At 56.5% G+C, this 16717-nt stretch carries 14 protein-coding genes; 4 read left to right on the forward strand and 10 right to left on the reverse strand.

The annotated features are described in order from the left end of the window. Positions 1–380: 380 nt before the first annotated feature. Positions 381–1376 carry a YHYH protein gene (locus tag N9C89_RS00005; RefSeq protein WP_263951746.1) on the forward strand — a complete coding sequence of 332 codons (996 nt, stop codon included), beginning with the start codon at positions 381–383 and terminating at the stop codon, positions 1374–1376. Between the two features lie 10 nt (positions 1377–1386). After that, positions 1387–1971, forward strand: a complete 585-nt coding sequence (locus N9C89_RS00010; RefSeq protein ID WP_263951747.1) for a hypothetical protein — start codon at positions 1387–1389, stop codon at positions 1969–1971. Between the two features lie 141 nt (positions 1972–2112). Here the strand turns inward: N9C89_RS00010 and N9C89_RS00015 are convergent, their stop codons facing one another. Beyond that, on the reverse strand, positions 2113–3066 hold the full coding sequence (locus tag N9C89_RS00015) for an SDR family oxidoreductase (protein WP_263951748.1): 954 nt from the start codon (positions 3064–3066) through the stop codon (positions 2113–2115). 158 nt (positions 3067–3224) lie between these two features. On the opposite strand from N9C89_RS00015, the gene N9C89_RS00020 reads away from it, so the two are divergent. Then, the gene (locus N9C89_RS00020) at positions 3225–4139 is read left to right on the forward strand and encodes an AraC family transcriptional regulator (protein WP_263951749.1); all 915 of its coding nucleotides are present in this window, start codon (positions 3225–3227) and stop codon (positions 4137–4139) included. A 280-nt stretch (positions 4140–4419) separates the two neighbouring features. On the opposite strand, the gene N9C89_RS00025 is transcribed toward N9C89_RS00020, so the two are convergent. The 9 genes from N9C89_RS00025 to N9C89_RS00065 form a co-directional block, all read right to left on the reverse strand. After that, positions 4420–5589: an L-lactate dehydrogenase gene (locus N9C89_RS00025; RefSeq protein WP_263951750.1), complete on the reverse strand. Its 1170-nt coding sequence runs from the start codon at positions 5587–5589 to the stop codon at positions 4420–4422. Positions 5590–5620: 31 nt separating this feature from the next. Next, positions 5621–5857: a hypothetical protein gene (locus tag N9C89_RS00030; protein WP_263951751.1), complete on the reverse strand. Its 237-nt coding sequence runs from the start codon at positions 5855–5857 to the stop codon at positions 5621–5623. Between the two features lie 8 nt (positions 5858–5865). Beyond that, the gene (gene ilvD / locus N9C89_RS00035; protein ID WP_263951752.1) at positions 5866–7737 is read right to left on the reverse strand and encodes a dihydroxy-acid dehydratase; all 1872 of its coding nucleotides are present in this window, start codon (positions 7735–7737) and stop codon (positions 5866–5868) included. Positions 7738–7756: 19 nt separating this feature from the next. Continuing rightward, on the reverse strand, positions 7757–11206 hold the full coding sequence (locus N9C89_RS00040; protein WP_263951753.1) for an indolepyruvate ferredoxin oxidoreductase family protein: 3450 nt from the start codon (positions 11204–11206) through the stop codon (positions 7757–7759). Between the two features lie 12 nt (positions 11207–11218). Continuing rightward, entirely contained in the window at positions 11219–12418 is a 1200-nt protein-coding gene (locus N9C89_RS00045; RefSeq protein WP_263951754.1) for a serine hydrolase domain-containing protein, read from the reverse strand. Next, positions 12411–12665, reverse strand: a complete 255-nt coding sequence (locus tag N9C89_RS00050; protein WP_263951755.1) for a hypothetical protein — start codon at positions 12663–12665, stop codon at positions 12411–12413. Before N9C89_RS00050 ends, N9C89_RS00045 begins: the two co-directional genes overlap by 8 nt. Continuing rightward, positions 12665–13921 carry a TRAP transporter large permease gene (locus N9C89_RS00055; RefSeq protein ID WP_263951756.1) on the reverse strand — a complete coding sequence of 419 codons (1257 nt, stop codon included), beginning with the start codon at positions 13919–13921 and terminating at the stop codon, positions 12665–12667. The genes N9C89_RS00050 and N9C89_RS00055 overlap by 1 nt, the downstream gene beginning before the upstream one ends. Further along, positions 13918–14472 (reverse strand): TRAP transporter small permease, encoded by a 555-nt coding sequence (locus tag N9C89_RS00060; protein ID WP_263951757.1) that lies wholly within the window; start codon positions 14470–14472, stop codon positions 13918–13920. Before N9C89_RS00060 ends, N9C89_RS00055 begins: the two co-directional genes overlap by 4 nt. Before the next feature lie 70 nt (positions 14473–14542). Continuing rightward, complete coding sequence (locus N9C89_RS00065) at positions 14543–15547, reverse strand: TRAP transporter substrate-binding protein (protein ID WP_263951758.1); 1005 nt, start codon at positions 15545–15547, stop codon at positions 14543–14545. 189 nt (positions 15548–15736) lie between these two features. On the opposite strand from N9C89_RS00065, the gene N9C89_RS00070 reads away from it, so the two are divergent. Then, positions 15737–16678 carry a LysR family transcriptional regulator gene (locus N9C89_RS00070; RefSeq protein WP_263951760.1) on the forward strand — a complete coding sequence of 314 codons (942 nt, stop codon included), beginning with the start codon at positions 15737–15739 and terminating at the stop codon, positions 16676–16678. Positions 16679–16717: the final 39 nt, after the last annotated feature.

A 16717-nucleotide genomic window follows, 5' to 3' on the forward strand; every position in this document is an offset into this window, starting at 1 on the left:
CTATCAATCCTGATGAGCACGGGAAAGGTACCGAACGCTCGCCGCGCTGAGCGCCCGATGTGGCAAAAAAATGAAACTGATAAATTACAGGGCGGGAAGCGGAAGTTCGCTGCGGCTTGCGCAGAGGCCTGCTGAGCGTGAGAAAGCGGCCCTCACTTGGCTTTTCGCGATGGTCCGCATTCGACGGCGCTCTAAATGCTGCAGCCTAGCCTTATCCAGCTGAATGGATGCAGGCAAAACGCTAACACCAGTGTAGGTATAGATCGCCCGATCGTCTATTTTTTCAAGTTGTTTCGACGGAAAGTCGCGTGTCATGCGTTAGAGAGTTAAGATTGGTAAACAGACAGACCAGCCATGAAGTCGGAGAACTCGGAATGAGAATGAATGCTAAACTTTTAGCCACAACCGCGATTGCGGTCGCCGCGGGCGTGTTCGGAGCTGTTTTTCTGAGCAATTCCACCCTGATGGCGCAATCAACGAATACCGAAACCACGGATACATCGCAGGCAGTGGCTACCGCCAAGTGGTCGGACAACGTGACGATCACGATAAACGATGATGATACGTTCCGTTATGAATCTGATGGTCTGCCATCCACTTATCTGGCGGACGTCTATTTGGTCCCAGATGATCCAGGTATGATGCCTTTTAGCACAAATCCTGATGCAACATTTTGGGATTTGAATGCTGCAGACATCGAAGCTTCTCCGATCGACACAACAATCACAACATTACCAGTCTACAGCGAAACAACGACGGACACATCGTTGGGCCAAATCGGTATCGCCATCAACGGCGCGCGCCTGTTCAATGACTACGAGGATATGGAACGCACGATCGTCGCACTTGATGACAATGTCATCCACGACCACGCCGCTTTTGTCGATGAATGCAACGGCCATCCTCTTGGTGATGGCACGACATATCACTACCACGGCATTCCGGTTTGCTTGACTGCGGAAATCGACGTCGATGGTGAGCATTCTTACATGATCGGGGTCCTGCAAGATGGCTTTCCCGTCTATTCCAACCAAGGTGAAAATGGCGAGATCATGGTGAATGCCGATCTGGATGAATGCGGCGGTCACTTTGGCCCAACTCCAGAATTTCCAGACGGTATCTATCACTACCACCTAACCGCTGACGAAGCGCCCTACACGATTGATTGCTACCACGGGGAAGTTGACATGGCACAGATGCGCGGTGGCGGCGGTGGTGGCCCGGACCTGTCGGCAGCTGCCGAGCAGCTGGGTATCTCGCAGAACGCGTTGGCAGAGGCCCTGGGCGATGGTCCACCGAACTTTGAGGCCGCAGCGGAAACGCTTGGAGTGAGCGTTGATGTCTTGATGTCAGTGCTTCCTGCGCCTCCACAATAAGGGGGGCGCCATGCGAACCATCGTATATGGCGCCGTCGTTGCGCTTATGACGTTTGCCTGTTCCATGGCGATTTTGTCATGGACTGGCTCAACTGCAGAACCGGAAGCTGCCCAAGCGGCAGCCAATGCAGCCTTTGAGACCGCGCAGAGGCAGGAAATTTGCAGTACGGAGGACCCGACCGGCGCGGGCATGCCAACCACCATGGAAGCGGATATGACCCACAATCATCCTTTGCGGGAAGTCGCTGCAGGTCTGCCGGTTCCCACGATCTCGCATCTTGTGTTTCCGGACGAGATGGACGGATACAATGTCCAAATTCTAACGCAAAATTTTACCTTCACGCCTTCGGCGATCAACAAAGATGTAGTGGAAAATGAAGGCCATGCGCATCTCTACATAAACGGCGAAAAAATCTCGCGCGTTTATGGGAATTGGGTGCATATCCCTTCTAGTCTTTTGGTTACAGGGGCAAATGCTGTCAGCGTGACTTTGAATGCCAACGACCATAGTGAATGGGCGAAAGATGGGAAGTCGATCGGTTCAACTGTCATTGTAGTCAAACCGGAATCGGGCGCATCAAACTCCAGCGAATAATTTATGTGTTCTGATAGCGCAAAAGCGGGCTTTCGCTGTATCGCAGAAGTTCGGTGATTTGGGCTCCTTCCGGTATCGGCGGCAGCGCACCAATGCCCGCTCCCCGGACAGGTGCGCTGACCGCTGACTTCTTTCAGCCAGTCAGAGTTGCCACTCAAACCCGACGGCCATTTCTGATTCATCCCAAAGTCGAGCCATGACGGTTTTGTCGTGAGCATGTGCGTTCAGCGTGCCCCTACCAACAGGGCCGACCGCTTCCATCCGACCCGTAGGACCGTAGAGGGCGCGTTGTTCGGTCAGAGCATCTTCAGTCGCGCACATGACTTCAGGGTATGAGCCTTGTTCCGCTGTTTGGACCATTGGCGTCTTGGTCATCAGCCACCAGATGAAACGCATCGTGCGGCTGCCGCTTGTTGTGATCAGAGAGGTTGCCGATGAACCAGGATGGCAGACGAAAACTTTAACATCCTTGCGCCCGGCAGCGACTAACCGGTCCTGAAGTTCGTAGGCAAACATCATCTGCGCCAGCTTGCTCTGCGAATAGGCGGTGTTCGCGCCGTAGCCTTCATCCCAGTTCATGTCGTCGAACTTGATGGTCTTGAGACCCATGTTGTAGCCGAGGCTGGCCACGACAACGATCCGGCCTTTGCTTTCGGCGATGCGATCAAAGAGCAGACCATTGAGGAGGAAATGCCCGTAGTGGTTAGTGCCAAGCTGGCTTTCAAATCCATCAACAGTCAACTTGCGCGTCGGTACCTGCGCGATCGCGGCGTTGTTGATCAGCGCATCGATGCGGGGCACGTTCTTCAGAACTTCTTCGGCAGCCTCGCGCACACTGTTCAGAACCGACAGGTCCATCCGGATATAGCTCACGTCGGCTTTTGTGCCGAATTCCTGTTTCAGGTCTGCGATTGCTGCCTCGGATTTCTCTGTCGAGCGGTTCAGCATCACCACTTTCGCGTTCTTCTTTAAAAGAATGCGCGCGGCTTGAAAACCTGCTCCTGCGTTGGCGCCGGTGATCACGTAGGTGTTGTTCGACAGGTCGCCGAGGCGTTCGGGTGTCCAGCCTTTGGGTCCAAATGTCGTGTCTGCCATCTTCTGTCTCCTGCCAGTCCACTGGCGATTTAGGTGTCGTTGTCTGAAAGTATAGATAGAAGCAGTTGAGGCCTGAAAATAGGCAATTTGATCTCAAATACTTGCACATTCGTCTCAACCCCGTTGCAAAAATGAAAGAGCTCTGCCAGCTAGGGCGCATGAGCAAAGACCAGATCAAACACCTGATTGAACGCCATCTGCCGCAGGCGGGCCTTGTCGATACTGCACTGAAGGGCGTCCAGCTTTTCCGGGTGACCGAGACCATACCCTGCGTTCCTGTCGTATACGAGCCCACAGTCGTGGCTATCCTCAACGGCACAAAGGAAGCTGTCCTAGACGGTGAGCACCATATTTATGACAGCGATAAGTACATGCTCTGCCCAATGACATTGCCGGTGGAGGCGGGAACGCCACGGGCGTCCAAGGTGGATCCACTACTAGGCGTTGTGATCACTTTGGAGCCAAGAGTAATGCGCGAGCTCACGATGGATATTGAAACGGCTTCCGGTGGCAACAGACAGCTTCAGGGCGCAGCCCCACAGGCGTTGGAATTGGCGTCTTGGGATGCTGGTTTCACGCAGGCTTTGCTGCGGCTTTTGGAATTGCTTGACAATCCGGTTCATCTAGAAGTGCTGGGAACAGGGAGGCTGCGCGAGTTGTATTACGCAGTGCTGATGGGAGAGGCTGGGGGTACTGCAAAACAGGCCTTTGGCGTCGGCAATGAGATTGCGCGCACGATCGACTATCTTGCGAACCACCTGAACAAACAGGTAACTATCGACGAAATGGCCGACTACGTTGGCATGAGCCGCGCTGTCTTTCATCGGCGTTTCAAAGAAGCCACGACAATGTCCCCGATCCAATTTGTGAAGTCGATGCGGCTGAACAACGCCGCCATGAAGATTGCCGAAGGAAAGACCGTGTCGGAGGCGGCCTGGGACGCAGGCTATCAAAGCTACTCACAATTCAGCCGCGAGTTTAAGCGGATGTACGGCCAGTCACCCCGGAAATGGAGCAACGACCAACAACTTGCGACGGGGGCCGACAAGCGCAAACTTAGCGGACCGTTATGAAGGCAGATCGAAGAGCTGCTTTGTCCGAATTGTCGTCATCGAACCTGTTGAAATGCTGCACCATGTGTTGAGCGGCAGTTTCGGGAAACTGCAACGCAGCATCGGCGTGATCAGCCAATGTCGGCAACGGGCCGTTTTTGTAAGCGTTGCTGCGCTCGCGGCGTTGAATTCACGAGGGCAAACCTGCTGTTCAAACTTTGACTCCTAAGTCCGTTTTTTTCGCTTCGTCCCCTACACGAACCGTAGCTAGAGTTAGGGCATGGTATTCACTAATTCGGGCTTAACGAGGCCGCGCAACCACCAAATCCGAATTGATGTCATTCATGTTGTCGACGCCGCACAGCGCCATGGCGACAGTCAATTCGCGCCGCATGGCTGTCAGCAGATTTTCGACACCGTCTTCACCGCCGGCAGCGACAGCATAGGCCCAGGGCCGCCCGATCAGCACGCCATCCGCGCCAAGAGCCTTTGCGCGAAATACATCAAGACCAGAGCGGATACCGCCATCCAAAAGAACCTCGGCGCGCCCATCGATCTTGTCGCGCACCCCGGGCAGTACGGAAATCGAAGATGCGACACCATCGAGCTGACGCCCGCCATGATTGGAGACGATCACACCATCTGCACCTGCCTCGGCGGCTGAATGTGCATCCTCAGAGGATAAAACCCCTTTGATGATCAACTTGCCGTTCCAAATGCCGCGCAACCATTCGATATCTTTCCACGTAACTGAGGCATCGAATTGGCTGCCGACCCACTCTCGGTATTGCGAAGGGTCTGTCGCCGCTGGCACGTATTTCGTGAGGTTTCCAAAGGTGTGCGGTTTGCCCTTGATACCTACATCAATCGCCCATTGCGGATGGCTGAGATAGGACAGAAGACCTGCACGCAATTTCCCCCAAGCGCTGGCTCCACCCGCTATGCCATTGCGCACATCGCGGTATCGTTCGCCCACCACCGCCAGATCAACCGTGAAAACAAGAGTTCGGACACCAACATCCCAAGCGCGGTCTAGGATTTCCTGAACGATTGCGCGGTCGCGCAGCATATATAGCTGAAACCAAAAGGGCTTGCTGCTAACGCTAGCGATCTCTTCCAGAGCGCAAATTGACACAGTAGACAAGGTGAATGGGACGCCTGCAGCATCGGCGGCTCGTTTGGCCTGCACTTCGGCGCGGCGGGCAAGCATGCCCCCCATGCCCACCGGGGCAAGTGCCAGCGGCATCTCGCAATTTTCACCTGCAAGCATTCCGTTTGTAGTGACGTTTGAAACATCTCGCATGACCCGTTGCTTCGGCTCAATTCGCGCGAAATCTGACACGTTCCGGCGCAGGGTCGCCTCGTCATAAGCACCACCGTCAACATAATCAAAAAGGAAACGCGGCAGCTTGCGCTCTGCAATCCGGCGATAGTCCTCGGACGTGACGGGCACAAGGTTCATCGTCGGCATCAGTATCCTCCATCGCTTGGCATTTTCAACGTCATGGCATCACACTGTCAGGCACTTTGCCCGTTTCAATGCAAGGCATCACATTCATGAACAAACGTCTTGCCATGCCCGTCCGGTATTCCACTATCGCGCGGCCGATTTGCGGAGTCTGAGCGACGTCATTTGGAATGTCCGCGCCCGCCTCAACCGGAAGAAACCTGACGACCTGTCCGCCAATTTCCATGGGCGGCGGCGACAGCGCGCGCGACACAGTTATTGTCAATCCCATTGCGTCTGTCACAGGTTGGCACCGAGGCGTTCAAGTTTGGTCAACCGATCCACATCACGCGCACCACCTTTGTCAGCAGATGAGGCCATCAACCCGTAGACGCGCAGTGCGGTCGACACTTCGCGCACCCTTGTTTCGGGTTTCCACGCCTTGTCGCCGCGTGCATTCATCTCGTCGCGGCGGCGTTGAAGCTCCTCATCGCACACATCCAGATGCACAGAGCGATTGGGGATATCAAACTCAATCGGATCGCCATCTTGCACCAGACCGATTACACCGCCAGAAGCCGCCTCCGGCGAGACGTGTCCAACGGAAAGGCCTGACGTTGCGCCGGAGAAGCGCCCATCGGTGATGAGACCAGCCTTGTCACCAAGACCCATGGCTTTCATCATCCCTGTGGGCGTCAGCATCTCGCGCATGCCTGGCCCGCCGCGCGGACCTTCGTAGCGGATCACCACGACATTGCCTGCTTGTACCGTGCCGTTGCGGATTTTCTCCAGCGCCTCTTCCATACTCTCAGAGACGATCGCCGTACCGCGGAATGTCCAGAGGTTGTCCGGCACGCCAGCCGATTTCACAACGCAACTGTCGGGAGCCAGATTACCACGCAACACGGCCAGACCGCCATCTTCGGTAAAGGCATGTTCAGCATTGCGGATCACGCCGTTTTCGCGGTCGGTGTCCAGTTCCTTGAAGCGGCTTGACTGCGAGAAGGCGCGAATGGATCGAATGCCACCTGGCCCTGCAGAAAAGAGCTTGCGCGCTGTTTCGTTCTCTGGGTTCGTGATGTCCCAGTCGGCGCAATACTCCGTCACTGGCTGGCCCAATACTGTCGGGACATCCCCGTTATACTTGCCCGCCTTGAGCAATTCATGCGCGACAGCCATCACGCCACCCGCCCGGTGCATATCTTCGATGAAAACCTCGTGCGCGGAGGGCGAGACTTTGCACAAACAAGGCGTGTCGCGGCTGATCCGGTCGAAATCGTCGATGTTAAAGACGACACCGGATTCCTGTGCCACGGCCAAGAGGTGCAGGATCGTGTTGCTCGATCCGCCGATCGCCATCGTCATGCGCACGGCGTTCTCCAGCCCTTCACGGCTGCAAATCGAACGTGGCAAGACGCTGTCGTCACCATCGCGGTAATAGGCTTCGGCCATGCCGACGATGCGATGGGCGGCCTTGCGGAACAGCTCCTCTCGGTCAGTGTGGGTGGCTACGATTGTGCCGTTGCCGGGCAACGCCAATCCAAGCGCTTCGGTCAGGCAGTTCATCGAGTTAGCCGTCCCCATCAAGGCGCAGGAGCCGCACGTGGGACAGGCGCTTTCCTCGACTGCGGCAATCTCCTCCTGTGTGGCTGTTGGGTCGCCCGCCACATAGATCGTGTCGATGGCGTCGATGCGCTTGGTCTCGTTGCGAAAGTCGAACTTGCCTGACTCCATCGGCCCGCCGGACACGAAGATCGTCGGGATGTTCAGCCGGTTCGCGGCCATCAGCATCGCAGGGGTTATCTTGTCGCAATTGCTCAGGCAGATCATCGCGTCGATCGCGTGGGCGTTGGCCATATATTCGCATGCATCCGCGATCAATTCACGCGAAGGGAGCGAATACATCATGCCCTCGTGGCCCATCGCGATTCCATCATCGACAGCGATGGTGTTGAACTCTTTAGGCACACCACCAGCCGCGCGGATCTCCTTGGCCACAAGACGCCCCAGCGCTTGTAAATGAACGTGACCCGGCACCATCTCGGTGAACGAATTCGCGATCCCGATGATAGGGCGGCCAAACTCTTCGGGCGCTGTTCCAGTTGCGCGCCAAAGCGCCCGCGCGCCTGTGTTCATCGCGCCGACGGTGACTTTATCTGATCTGAGTTTCATTTTTTAGTGCTCCGTTATTTTACGCGATTGCATTTGTTGTAAGGGCGTCCCGCAACTTCGCGCGCTTCTTGGCAACCTCGGCGGCGTGCCGTTCGCGCACGTGACCGTAGCCGCGAATGTGTTCAGGTAGGTCCAGAAGCTCGATCAGCACCTCAGCATCAGCTTGATTGGCCTGTGCCATGGCAAAGTCGATATCCGCCTCATACTCTTCCAGAAGCTGGCGCGCGAGCACCGCCTCTTCGCTGTTTCGGAACGGATCAAGCCGCGTGCCGCGCAGTTTGCGTAAGCGATTCATCAGCGTGAAGAAGCGCATCGCTGTCTTGCCTTTCACCGCGCCTTTGGTGTGCTTGCCGGTCTTGGGGTCAACCCCGCCGATGGGCCATGCGCCGAAGTAAAACGTCATCTCCATCTCGCCCTCGAAGGCCTCTTCGAGCGACGCACGGAAGGATGGCTTGCAGTACAGTCGCGCGACTTCCCATTCGTCCTTGACCGCGAGCAGCTTGTATAGCCCGCGTGCGATGGCTTTGAGAGCCTCCTCGCTCAAGCCTGCCGCTTTCGCGCTGGCGAGTTTGTCTGTGTAGCGTTTGGCAAGCGCGGGACCGTCATAGGCGATCAACTCACCCGTGCGATGGGCGATGATCTCATCGAGAGTTTTCTCGTGCAGTGCATCAAGAAAGGTCTCGGTCTTATCTCCCATCAATTCCTTTGCGGCCGCTGGATCACCCATTGCAAGGCGTCCCAATTCGAAGGCCTGCTTGTTTTTGACGACAGCGACGCCGTTCAAATCAATCGCGTGGTAGATCGCTTCCAAAGACAACGGGATGCCCCCCTGTTGCCAGCTTGCGCCCATCAGCAGCATATTGGCAAAGACCCGGTCCCCCATGATTTTCTCGGCCAGTTCCTGCGCGTTCATCGTCCGTGCGCCATCGCCCAGAACTGTGCTCAGACGCTCGGCCTGTTCAGCGCCGCTCAACTGCCAATCGGGGTTCTTGGAAAACTCCGAGGTGGGCACCACGGTCGTGTCACTGACTGCAACAGATTTTCCGTGGGTCAGCTTGGAGAGCGCTTCATCTCCCGCCGCCACTACCAGATCGCAGCCGATGAGCGCATCGGCTTCTCCCGCCGCGATCCGAGTGGCGCGCATTTGCTCGGGGCTGAGCGCAAGCTTGATATGGCTGTGCACCGCGCCGTATTTCTGGGCCAGACCCGTGATGTCGAGGTTCGACGAGAAATACCCGTCTGCATGTGCGGCGACGGCCAGAATCTGCCCCACAGTCACAACGCCCGCGCCACCGATCCCAGAGACCAAAATCGACCACGAGCCATCGATTTCGCGCGGCGTGGGGAGCGGCAAGTGGCTGACATCGATTGCGACCTCGGTCTGTTGTACCTTGCGCGGTGTTGCGCCTGTGAGCGTGACGAAAGACGGGCAGAAGCCCTCGATGCAGGAAAAATCCTTGTTGCAGGAGGATTGGTTGATCTTGCGTTTGCGGCCCAGTTTCGTTTCCAGCGGCTCGATGGCCATACAGGCCGATACGGTCGAACAGTCGCCGCAGCCTTCGCAAACCTCGGGGTTGATAAAGGCCCGTTTGTCGGGGTCTACCCATTTGCCGCGCTTCCGCAGGCGGCGGCGCTCGGTGGCGCAGGGCTGGTCGTAGATGATTACGGTGACACCGGAAATGTCGCGCAACTCCCGTTGCACATGCTCCATCTCGCTGCGCGGGTGCAAGCTCGCGCCGACGCCAAGGTTCTTGCCCTCGTATTTCTCTGGCTCGTCTGCCACCAGCGCGATGCGCTCCACCCCTTCGGCGCGCAACTGATGGACCATCTGCAACGGGCTGACCTCGCCGTCATGCGGCTGCCCGCCGGTCATCGACACGAACCCATTGTGCAGCAGCTTGTAGGTGATCGGCGCGCCTGCGGCGACAGCGGCGCGAATTGCCATCAGGCCAGAGTGAAAATAGGTACCGTCGCCCATGTTGGCGAAGACGTGTTTTTCATCGGTGAACGGGAACTGGCCGAGCCACATCGCCCCTTCGCCGCCCATATGGCTGACCGAATTTGTTGTCTTCGGATCGCGCAGCATCGCCATTGTGTGACACCCGATGCCTGCCAGCGCGCGGGAGCCGTCGACGACTTGCGTCGAACGCCCGTGCGGGCAGCCTGCGCAGAAAGAGGGCGGGCGAATGCTGCCAGCACCCAAGTTAGATAGAGTTTCGGGTTGATTGGGAAGCGACAGACCGCAATCAGCGTCGATTTCCTGCGCCACCTTCACCAGAACCCGGGTCACTTGATTGGGGTCAATCTCACCAAAACCGGGGAAGGCGCAATCGTCCGCTTCGGCGGAATAGGCCGTGCCGTGAAAGGTCTTGCCAACGATGCGAGGGCGCTGCTCCGTTTCATATAGGATCGTCCGAATCTGATCCTCCAGCAGTGGGCGTTTTTCCTCGACCAAAATTATCGTGTCGAGCCCGTCCGCAAATTTCGCGATAACTTCAGGGTCCAGAGGCCAGACCATGCCGATCTTCAGCAGCCGTGCGGGAATACTGCCCAACTTTCCATCTTTGTAGCCCAAACCCGCGAGTGATTGGTTGAGATCCTGCCATGCCTTGCCCGCAGCGATAATGCCGATGCGCGCGTCTTTCGGCCCTTCAAGCTTGTTCAACTCATTGGCGCGTGCGTAGGCGAGCGCTTTCTTCAACTTCACATCCCAGAGCAACCGCTCCTGTTCGGGGATCGGCGTGAAGGGTTTGATGCTGGTGTCAGGCACGTTTCCTTGGGGGATCACGATCTCGGGGCTGTTCGGCGAGACATAAACCGACCCGCCTCCTTCGACCACATCGGTGACCAGTTTCATGCCAACCAGCGTGCCTGAATAGCGGCTCATGGCGATCCCGTGCAGCCCCATGTCGAGCACGTCCTGCACATTGGACGGCGCCAACAACGGCATGCCAAGCGATGCGAAGTTCAGGTCCGAATAGCACGCCAAAGTCGAGGATTTTGCCCCGTGATCATCCCCAACCAACAGGATCGACCCACCCTTTGGGTTGGTGCCTGCCAAATTAGCATGTCGCAGCGGATCCATCGAACGGTCCATGCCAGGCGCCTTGCCATACCAGATCGAAAACACCCCGTCGACGCGCGCGCCTGGAAAGGTGCCGACAAGCTGAGAGCCCCACGTGGCAGTCGCTGCAAGATCCTCGTTTACACCTGGCTGGAAGTGGATGTTGTGCTCTTTGAGTTCCTTCTCAGCTTGCCAAAGCGACATATCATATGTGCCCACAGGCGAGCCGCGATACCCTGAAATATAGCCCCCCGTATTCAGCCCAGCCGCCGCATCACGTTTGCGCTGTTGGATCGGGAGACGCACCAAGGCCTGCATGCCGGTCATATAGACCCAGCCCTCTTTCTGATGCAGTCGGTCCTCAAGGACCATGTCGAGACGTTTGACGTGGGTGTGCGCGGTCACGTGGAGGCTCCTTTAGGCAAAGAGATGAGAGGTGGCAATGGGGCGTAGATAGCGGGCCATCTGCATGTTCGACGTGGTGCTGAAATAGACGATGACCAGATCACGTGATGGCGAAACATAGAGGCCTTGGTCCATGAACCCACCCTTGTACATATCACCGTCTGACCAAATGCAGTCCCACTGTCGCGCGTTGCCAAGAATCGTGTCATCGGCGAGCCTGTCGGTGAACACCGGGCCATCATATCCGTTCATAAAAAACGCCTTGTCCCGCACACCATTGCGAATGCGCGCCAAAGTCGCCTCGCTGACGATCTGTTTCGTTGAGACCTTTGGCCAGCTTGGTGTAAAGAGCATGCCAAACCGCGCCATGTCGCCCAAGGTGGAGGAGATAACACCATGCGCCAGTGCCACACCATCTGGCGAGAGATGCACCTGCATGGGGCCTTCTGCGCCGACATGTTGCCAGACGTTTTCACGGAACAGTTCGGCCCACGGTTTGTCCGAAACAGCTTCGGCCAGTAGCACCAGCACCTGCGTGCAGGGTGACCCGTATTCGAATTTCTCGCCCGGAGTGCTGACCCGCTTGCTGGATTGCAGCACCTCAAGCAATGATTCGACGCGGCCCTGAAAAGGCGCATTGAACTCGGCCATAAAGGCGCGGATTGCGTTGGAGGAAGGGTCCGCGCGTGTGGCGTTGTTTTCTTCGCAATCCATGCCAGGGGTCATGTCCATCGCATCGCGCACGGTGACGTCATGCCAATCGGTGTCGCGCAACGCAGGAACATAGTCGCCGATACAGCGCGTTTCGTCGATGCGGCCCTGCTCGATCAAGTGATCGATCATCAACCCCGCCATGGGTTTGGCGCAGGAAGCCCACAGGTGGGGCTGCTCTGGGCGCAAATCGGGATAGCTTTCCGCGATGACCTCACCGTTCTTGATCGCGAGAAAGGCCCGCGCGCCGCTTTGGGGGTGCACGAGATAGTCGCTCAACGACATCGTCCCGAGGTCCGTCGTCGCGGATATATCGAAGAGTTCGGGAAGGGGCGAAGACCCCAGCTGCGCGCGGTCCTCCGGGCTATGCACCAGCGCCGTCGGCATGGTCTCGGATATATGTGTGCACCACCAATGCCCGACATCCCCGCATTCGAGTAGTTTCGGAACCGAGACCTGCGCGCGTACGCGATAGGTCTCTTCGACTGCCAGCTTAGACATGGCTTCTCCTTCCTTGCTTAGGCATGCAATCCTTGTGAATGACCCCGCCCTTCATAATCAGGTGCAGCGTCTCAGATGGCCGTGTTAAAACGTCGAAATCTTCAAGCGGGTTGCCATCGATCAGCAATCGATCGCCATGCGCCCCTTCCTTAATCAGCCCATCGGTCGTGCCGTTGGAAATCCGCGCGTTGCGGATCAGCACCGGCTCTGATTGTGCGCCGGGCAGCATTGGTCGACATACAGCCATCACAGCAAACCCAGCGACAGCCAAGGGAAAGCGGCGATGATGATCAGGCCGATAAGCATGACGGCGATATAGGGCAGAACGGACATTACCAACTCGTTGAACTTCTGTTTGAAGGTCACCAGCGCCACCATCAGGTTCATCCCGACGGGCGGTGTCAGATAGCCGATCTCGAGGTTCACAATCATGATGATTCCGAAGTGTACGGGGTGAAAGCCATATGCCTGCGCCACGGGCATCAGGATCGGCCCAAGGATAAGGATCGCCTCGTTGGTGGTCATGAACGCACCCACGACCAGCAAGAGAAGGTTTACCACGAGGATAAACGCCAACGGGCTGTCGATCCAAATGCCAACCAGCTCGACCATCTGCGCAGGTACGCGGTATTCGGTCAGCACAAGGTTCAGCGAGAGCGCCACAGCGATCAAAGGAAAGAGCGCCCCGCCAAGTTTGGCAGTTTCGGTCACGACATTGAAATATTTGCGCAAGGTCATTTCGCGGTGCACGAAGAACTCGATGAAAACCGCATAGACCAGCGCAACCGCTGCGCTTTCGGTGGGGGAATAATACCCAGAATAGATGCCGCCCAAAAGGATGACGGGAAAGAGTGCGGCCCAAATCCCATCTTTGAACGCCGATCGAAGTTCCGCCCAGTCCATCTTTTGCGGCGGCTGGTCGCGGTTCGCCCAGATCGCATAGGCGGTCATTAGCGATATAAGAACAAGCCCGGGCACGATTCCCGCGAGAAAGAGGTCAACGATGGAAGTTTCGGTCACCAACCCGTAAAGGATTAGCGGGATAGAAGGCGGGATAATGATGCCCAGTGTGCCGCCCGAGACCACAGTTCCAAGCGCAAAGCGGTTCGTGTAGCCTGCTTCTTTCATTGCGGGATACAGCACCGAGCCAACAGCGATCATCGTCACAATGGACGAGCCGGAAATAGCCGCAAAAATCGCGCACGAAATGATCGCGGCCACGCCAAGACCGCCACGGCTCGGCGCGGTCATGGCCCGCACGATCCGAACCAGTCGCCGCGCGGCGGTGCCTTCGGTCATCACCGCACCGCACAGCAGGAACAGTGGCACCGACAGGATGAGTTCCTTGTTGAGCGAGGTCCACATATCCTCGACGATGTAGTCAAGATAGCCGTGGCCCCAGACAAGATGCACATAGGCAATAGCGGCGATGAGAATAACCGTCAGTGTCTGGCGCAGCACTAGCAGTGCAAGAACAAGACCAAGAAGACCTAAAGCGCTCATTCTACGGCCTCTTCACGCGCTGGCGCGGATGCGGGCCAGATTGCAAAAATGAAGTACCGCACGGCAGCGGAAGCGAAACCAATAGGAATTGCGCACTGTATGATCCAAACGGGCGTCTCAAGTCCCGGCATGACCGTGCCGATAGACTTGGACGACGCCACAAACACCCAGCCATAGTAGGTAACCGCAGCAAAGACCGCACCGCTGATCAGGTTGGCCAATCTATCTATGTTCGCCCCCCAAGAGGCAGGCACCCAAGAAAAAGCAATGCGCGGAACAATCTGTGTGCCGGTCGCAACGCTCACTCCGAGGCCCGCGAAAGCACCGATAACCAACAGGAACAGGGACATTTTTCCAGCGCCATACAGCCCTGTTGACCCCATCTCGAAGCCCAAGGCAGTGCCCACGGGCCCTACAAACTCACGTCCCGCAACATCAAGAAAGATCAAAACCCCAATCATTGTGAACGCGACAACTGCGATCCATTTTTCGGCTAGGTGCCAGATGCTTAGCAATTTGGTCACGGGCGCTGGCGTGATTTGGCTTGTCATGGGAATACGCTCTTCGACAATGAGGTGGTGAAGGCCGCCAGATTTGGCGACCCTCGCGAAGCACTGGGGCTCACTTACCGCAAGCGGCTTTGCCTTCTTCCATCAGCTTGATGATTTTTGCGCCATCTTCGCCATAGTCAGCAGCCATTGCTGCCCAGAACGGGGGCAGTTTTTCGCGGAAGGCTGCAACCTGCTCGGCAGGGACTTCGATGATGGACCCACCGCTTTGGGTATGCATCCCTCGCAGCACGTCTTCGAACGCGAAAATCTCATCCATGACGGCCTTTGACGAGAATTGAGCGAAAGCACGCTTGACAGCAGCCTGGTCTTCTTCACTCAGACGCTCCAGAACGCGCTGACTCATGGCGAACATCGCCGGACCGTTTGAATAATTGTATTCGGACACAACCGGGTAAACCTTGTTAAGTCCAGATGGGATGTAGAATGTATAGACCGTTGGATAGACGTCGATCAGACCTGTCGAAGCAGAGGACGCCGCTTCGCCCGGGCTAACTGGTACCGGGTTGGCTCCCAGCGTTTTCCAGTATTCGGTATTGATACGATTGACAGAGATGCCGATTTTGAGACCTTTCAGGTCGTCAGGGCTCGCGATCTCGCGGTCTGACACCAGATACCCGTTGCCAACTTCGGCCCAGGTGCCAAAATAGACGCCTTTGCTGCTCAGGCGCGCGCGGATCTCATCGGTCAAGTGATTGTCCTGCACACAGGCCCGCTGGTCATTGCTGTCGTAATAACCGTATAACTGCATCAGCCCGATTTCAGGAGCTTGCTGCGCCCCTGCGTTAACCGTGAAAAGGCCCATCTCGATCCGGCCACGCGCCAATTGCGCCATAGTATCGTTTTCAGTACCAAGCTGCGAATTGAAGTACGGCTCGACCTTGAGGCGACCTTCGCTTTCGGTGGCAATCGCCTCGGCCAGCCTGATGATCTGAGCGCCCCATGGGGTCTTTTCAGGCGCCGCTGTCGCAAGCTTCAAAACGGTTTCGGCGTGTGCTGCGGTCATCGACGCCATTGCAAAAACGCCAACGGTCGCCATTGTTTTCAGAAATTTCATGTTGTCTCCTCCCAGCCTTTCATAGCCCAACAGAGAAAACCTTCCATTTTGCGGTCATTCAGTCCAATTTACTTTTGTATATAAATCATTCAATATTCGAATGGTGATCATTTTTGCGTTTGATTCCATCGACTTCGATGGATCGAGCGCGGTTGGCTTTATCACACTTTTTCTGTCGGAGGAGAGTTCTTGCTTAACCTTGCCCAATTGCACCACTTCAAGCTTGTTGCGCAAACCGGCAGTTTTGCCCGTGCTGCCGAACACGCCAACATTACACAACCGGCGCTGAGTAACTCGATCCGAAGCTTGGAAGCCAAACTAGGATTTACACTGTTTGAGCGCTCTGAGCGGCCTATCGCACTTACCCCTATGGCCCGCAATATCTTGCACCGAGTCGACGCGCTGATGTTTGAGGCGCGCAATCTTGACCAAGCGCTTGGCAATCTCGCCTCAGGCCAAGGCGGGCACATACGCCTTGGGATGACGGCGGTGTATTCCACGGCCCTTGGCGGGCCAATTGTCGCTGAATTTCACAATGCGCATCCGCACATAAAGCTCGACCTGGTGATGCAGGAAACCAATGCTCTCGTAGATGGGCTTCATGACGAAAGTCTTGATCTGATCGTTGGCGAAACCCGAGAGCTTCCAATTGATCAGTCCGATACGTTGGATATCACTGAATTGTTTGCCCAGCCCGGCGGCGCATTTTGCCGAGCGGGTCATCCCATCCTGTCCATCCGCCAACCCAAGCCTGTTGATCTGGCGCGATATAGGTTTGCAGGAACCCACTTTCCGAGCGAAGTTGAGTATGCGTTTGGTTGCTTCATCGGTCGGGACCCCAACGACACGGAACCGATGATCTCTATCGACAGTCATAACATCGCAGCGTTGCGTGACGCGGCGGTGGAAAGCAACCTGATCTTGCTGACTACGCGCGGGACCGTGCGCAATGCGCTTGCACTGGGTGTCCTGAAACAGATTCCTATCGAATTGGGTATTAACGGACACTGGTCCCTTGCTTTACGTAGGGGGCGGGTCGTACATCCTGCCGTACCTAAACTTATTCAGAAGATCATCGAAATCAGCAAGCGCGACCACGATCAGCGGGTCGTGCCTTACGTCGCATCTTAAGCTCTCAGCTGAAAGGCATGCCATGAAAGCACGATCTCG

The sequence above is a fragment of the Halocynthiibacter sp. SDUM655004 genome, from assembly GCF_026015885.1.
Classification (GTDB): domain Bacteria; phylum Pseudomonadota; class Alphaproteobacteria; order Rhodobacterales; family Rhodobacteraceae; genus Falsihalocynthiibacter; species Falsihalocynthiibacter halioticoli.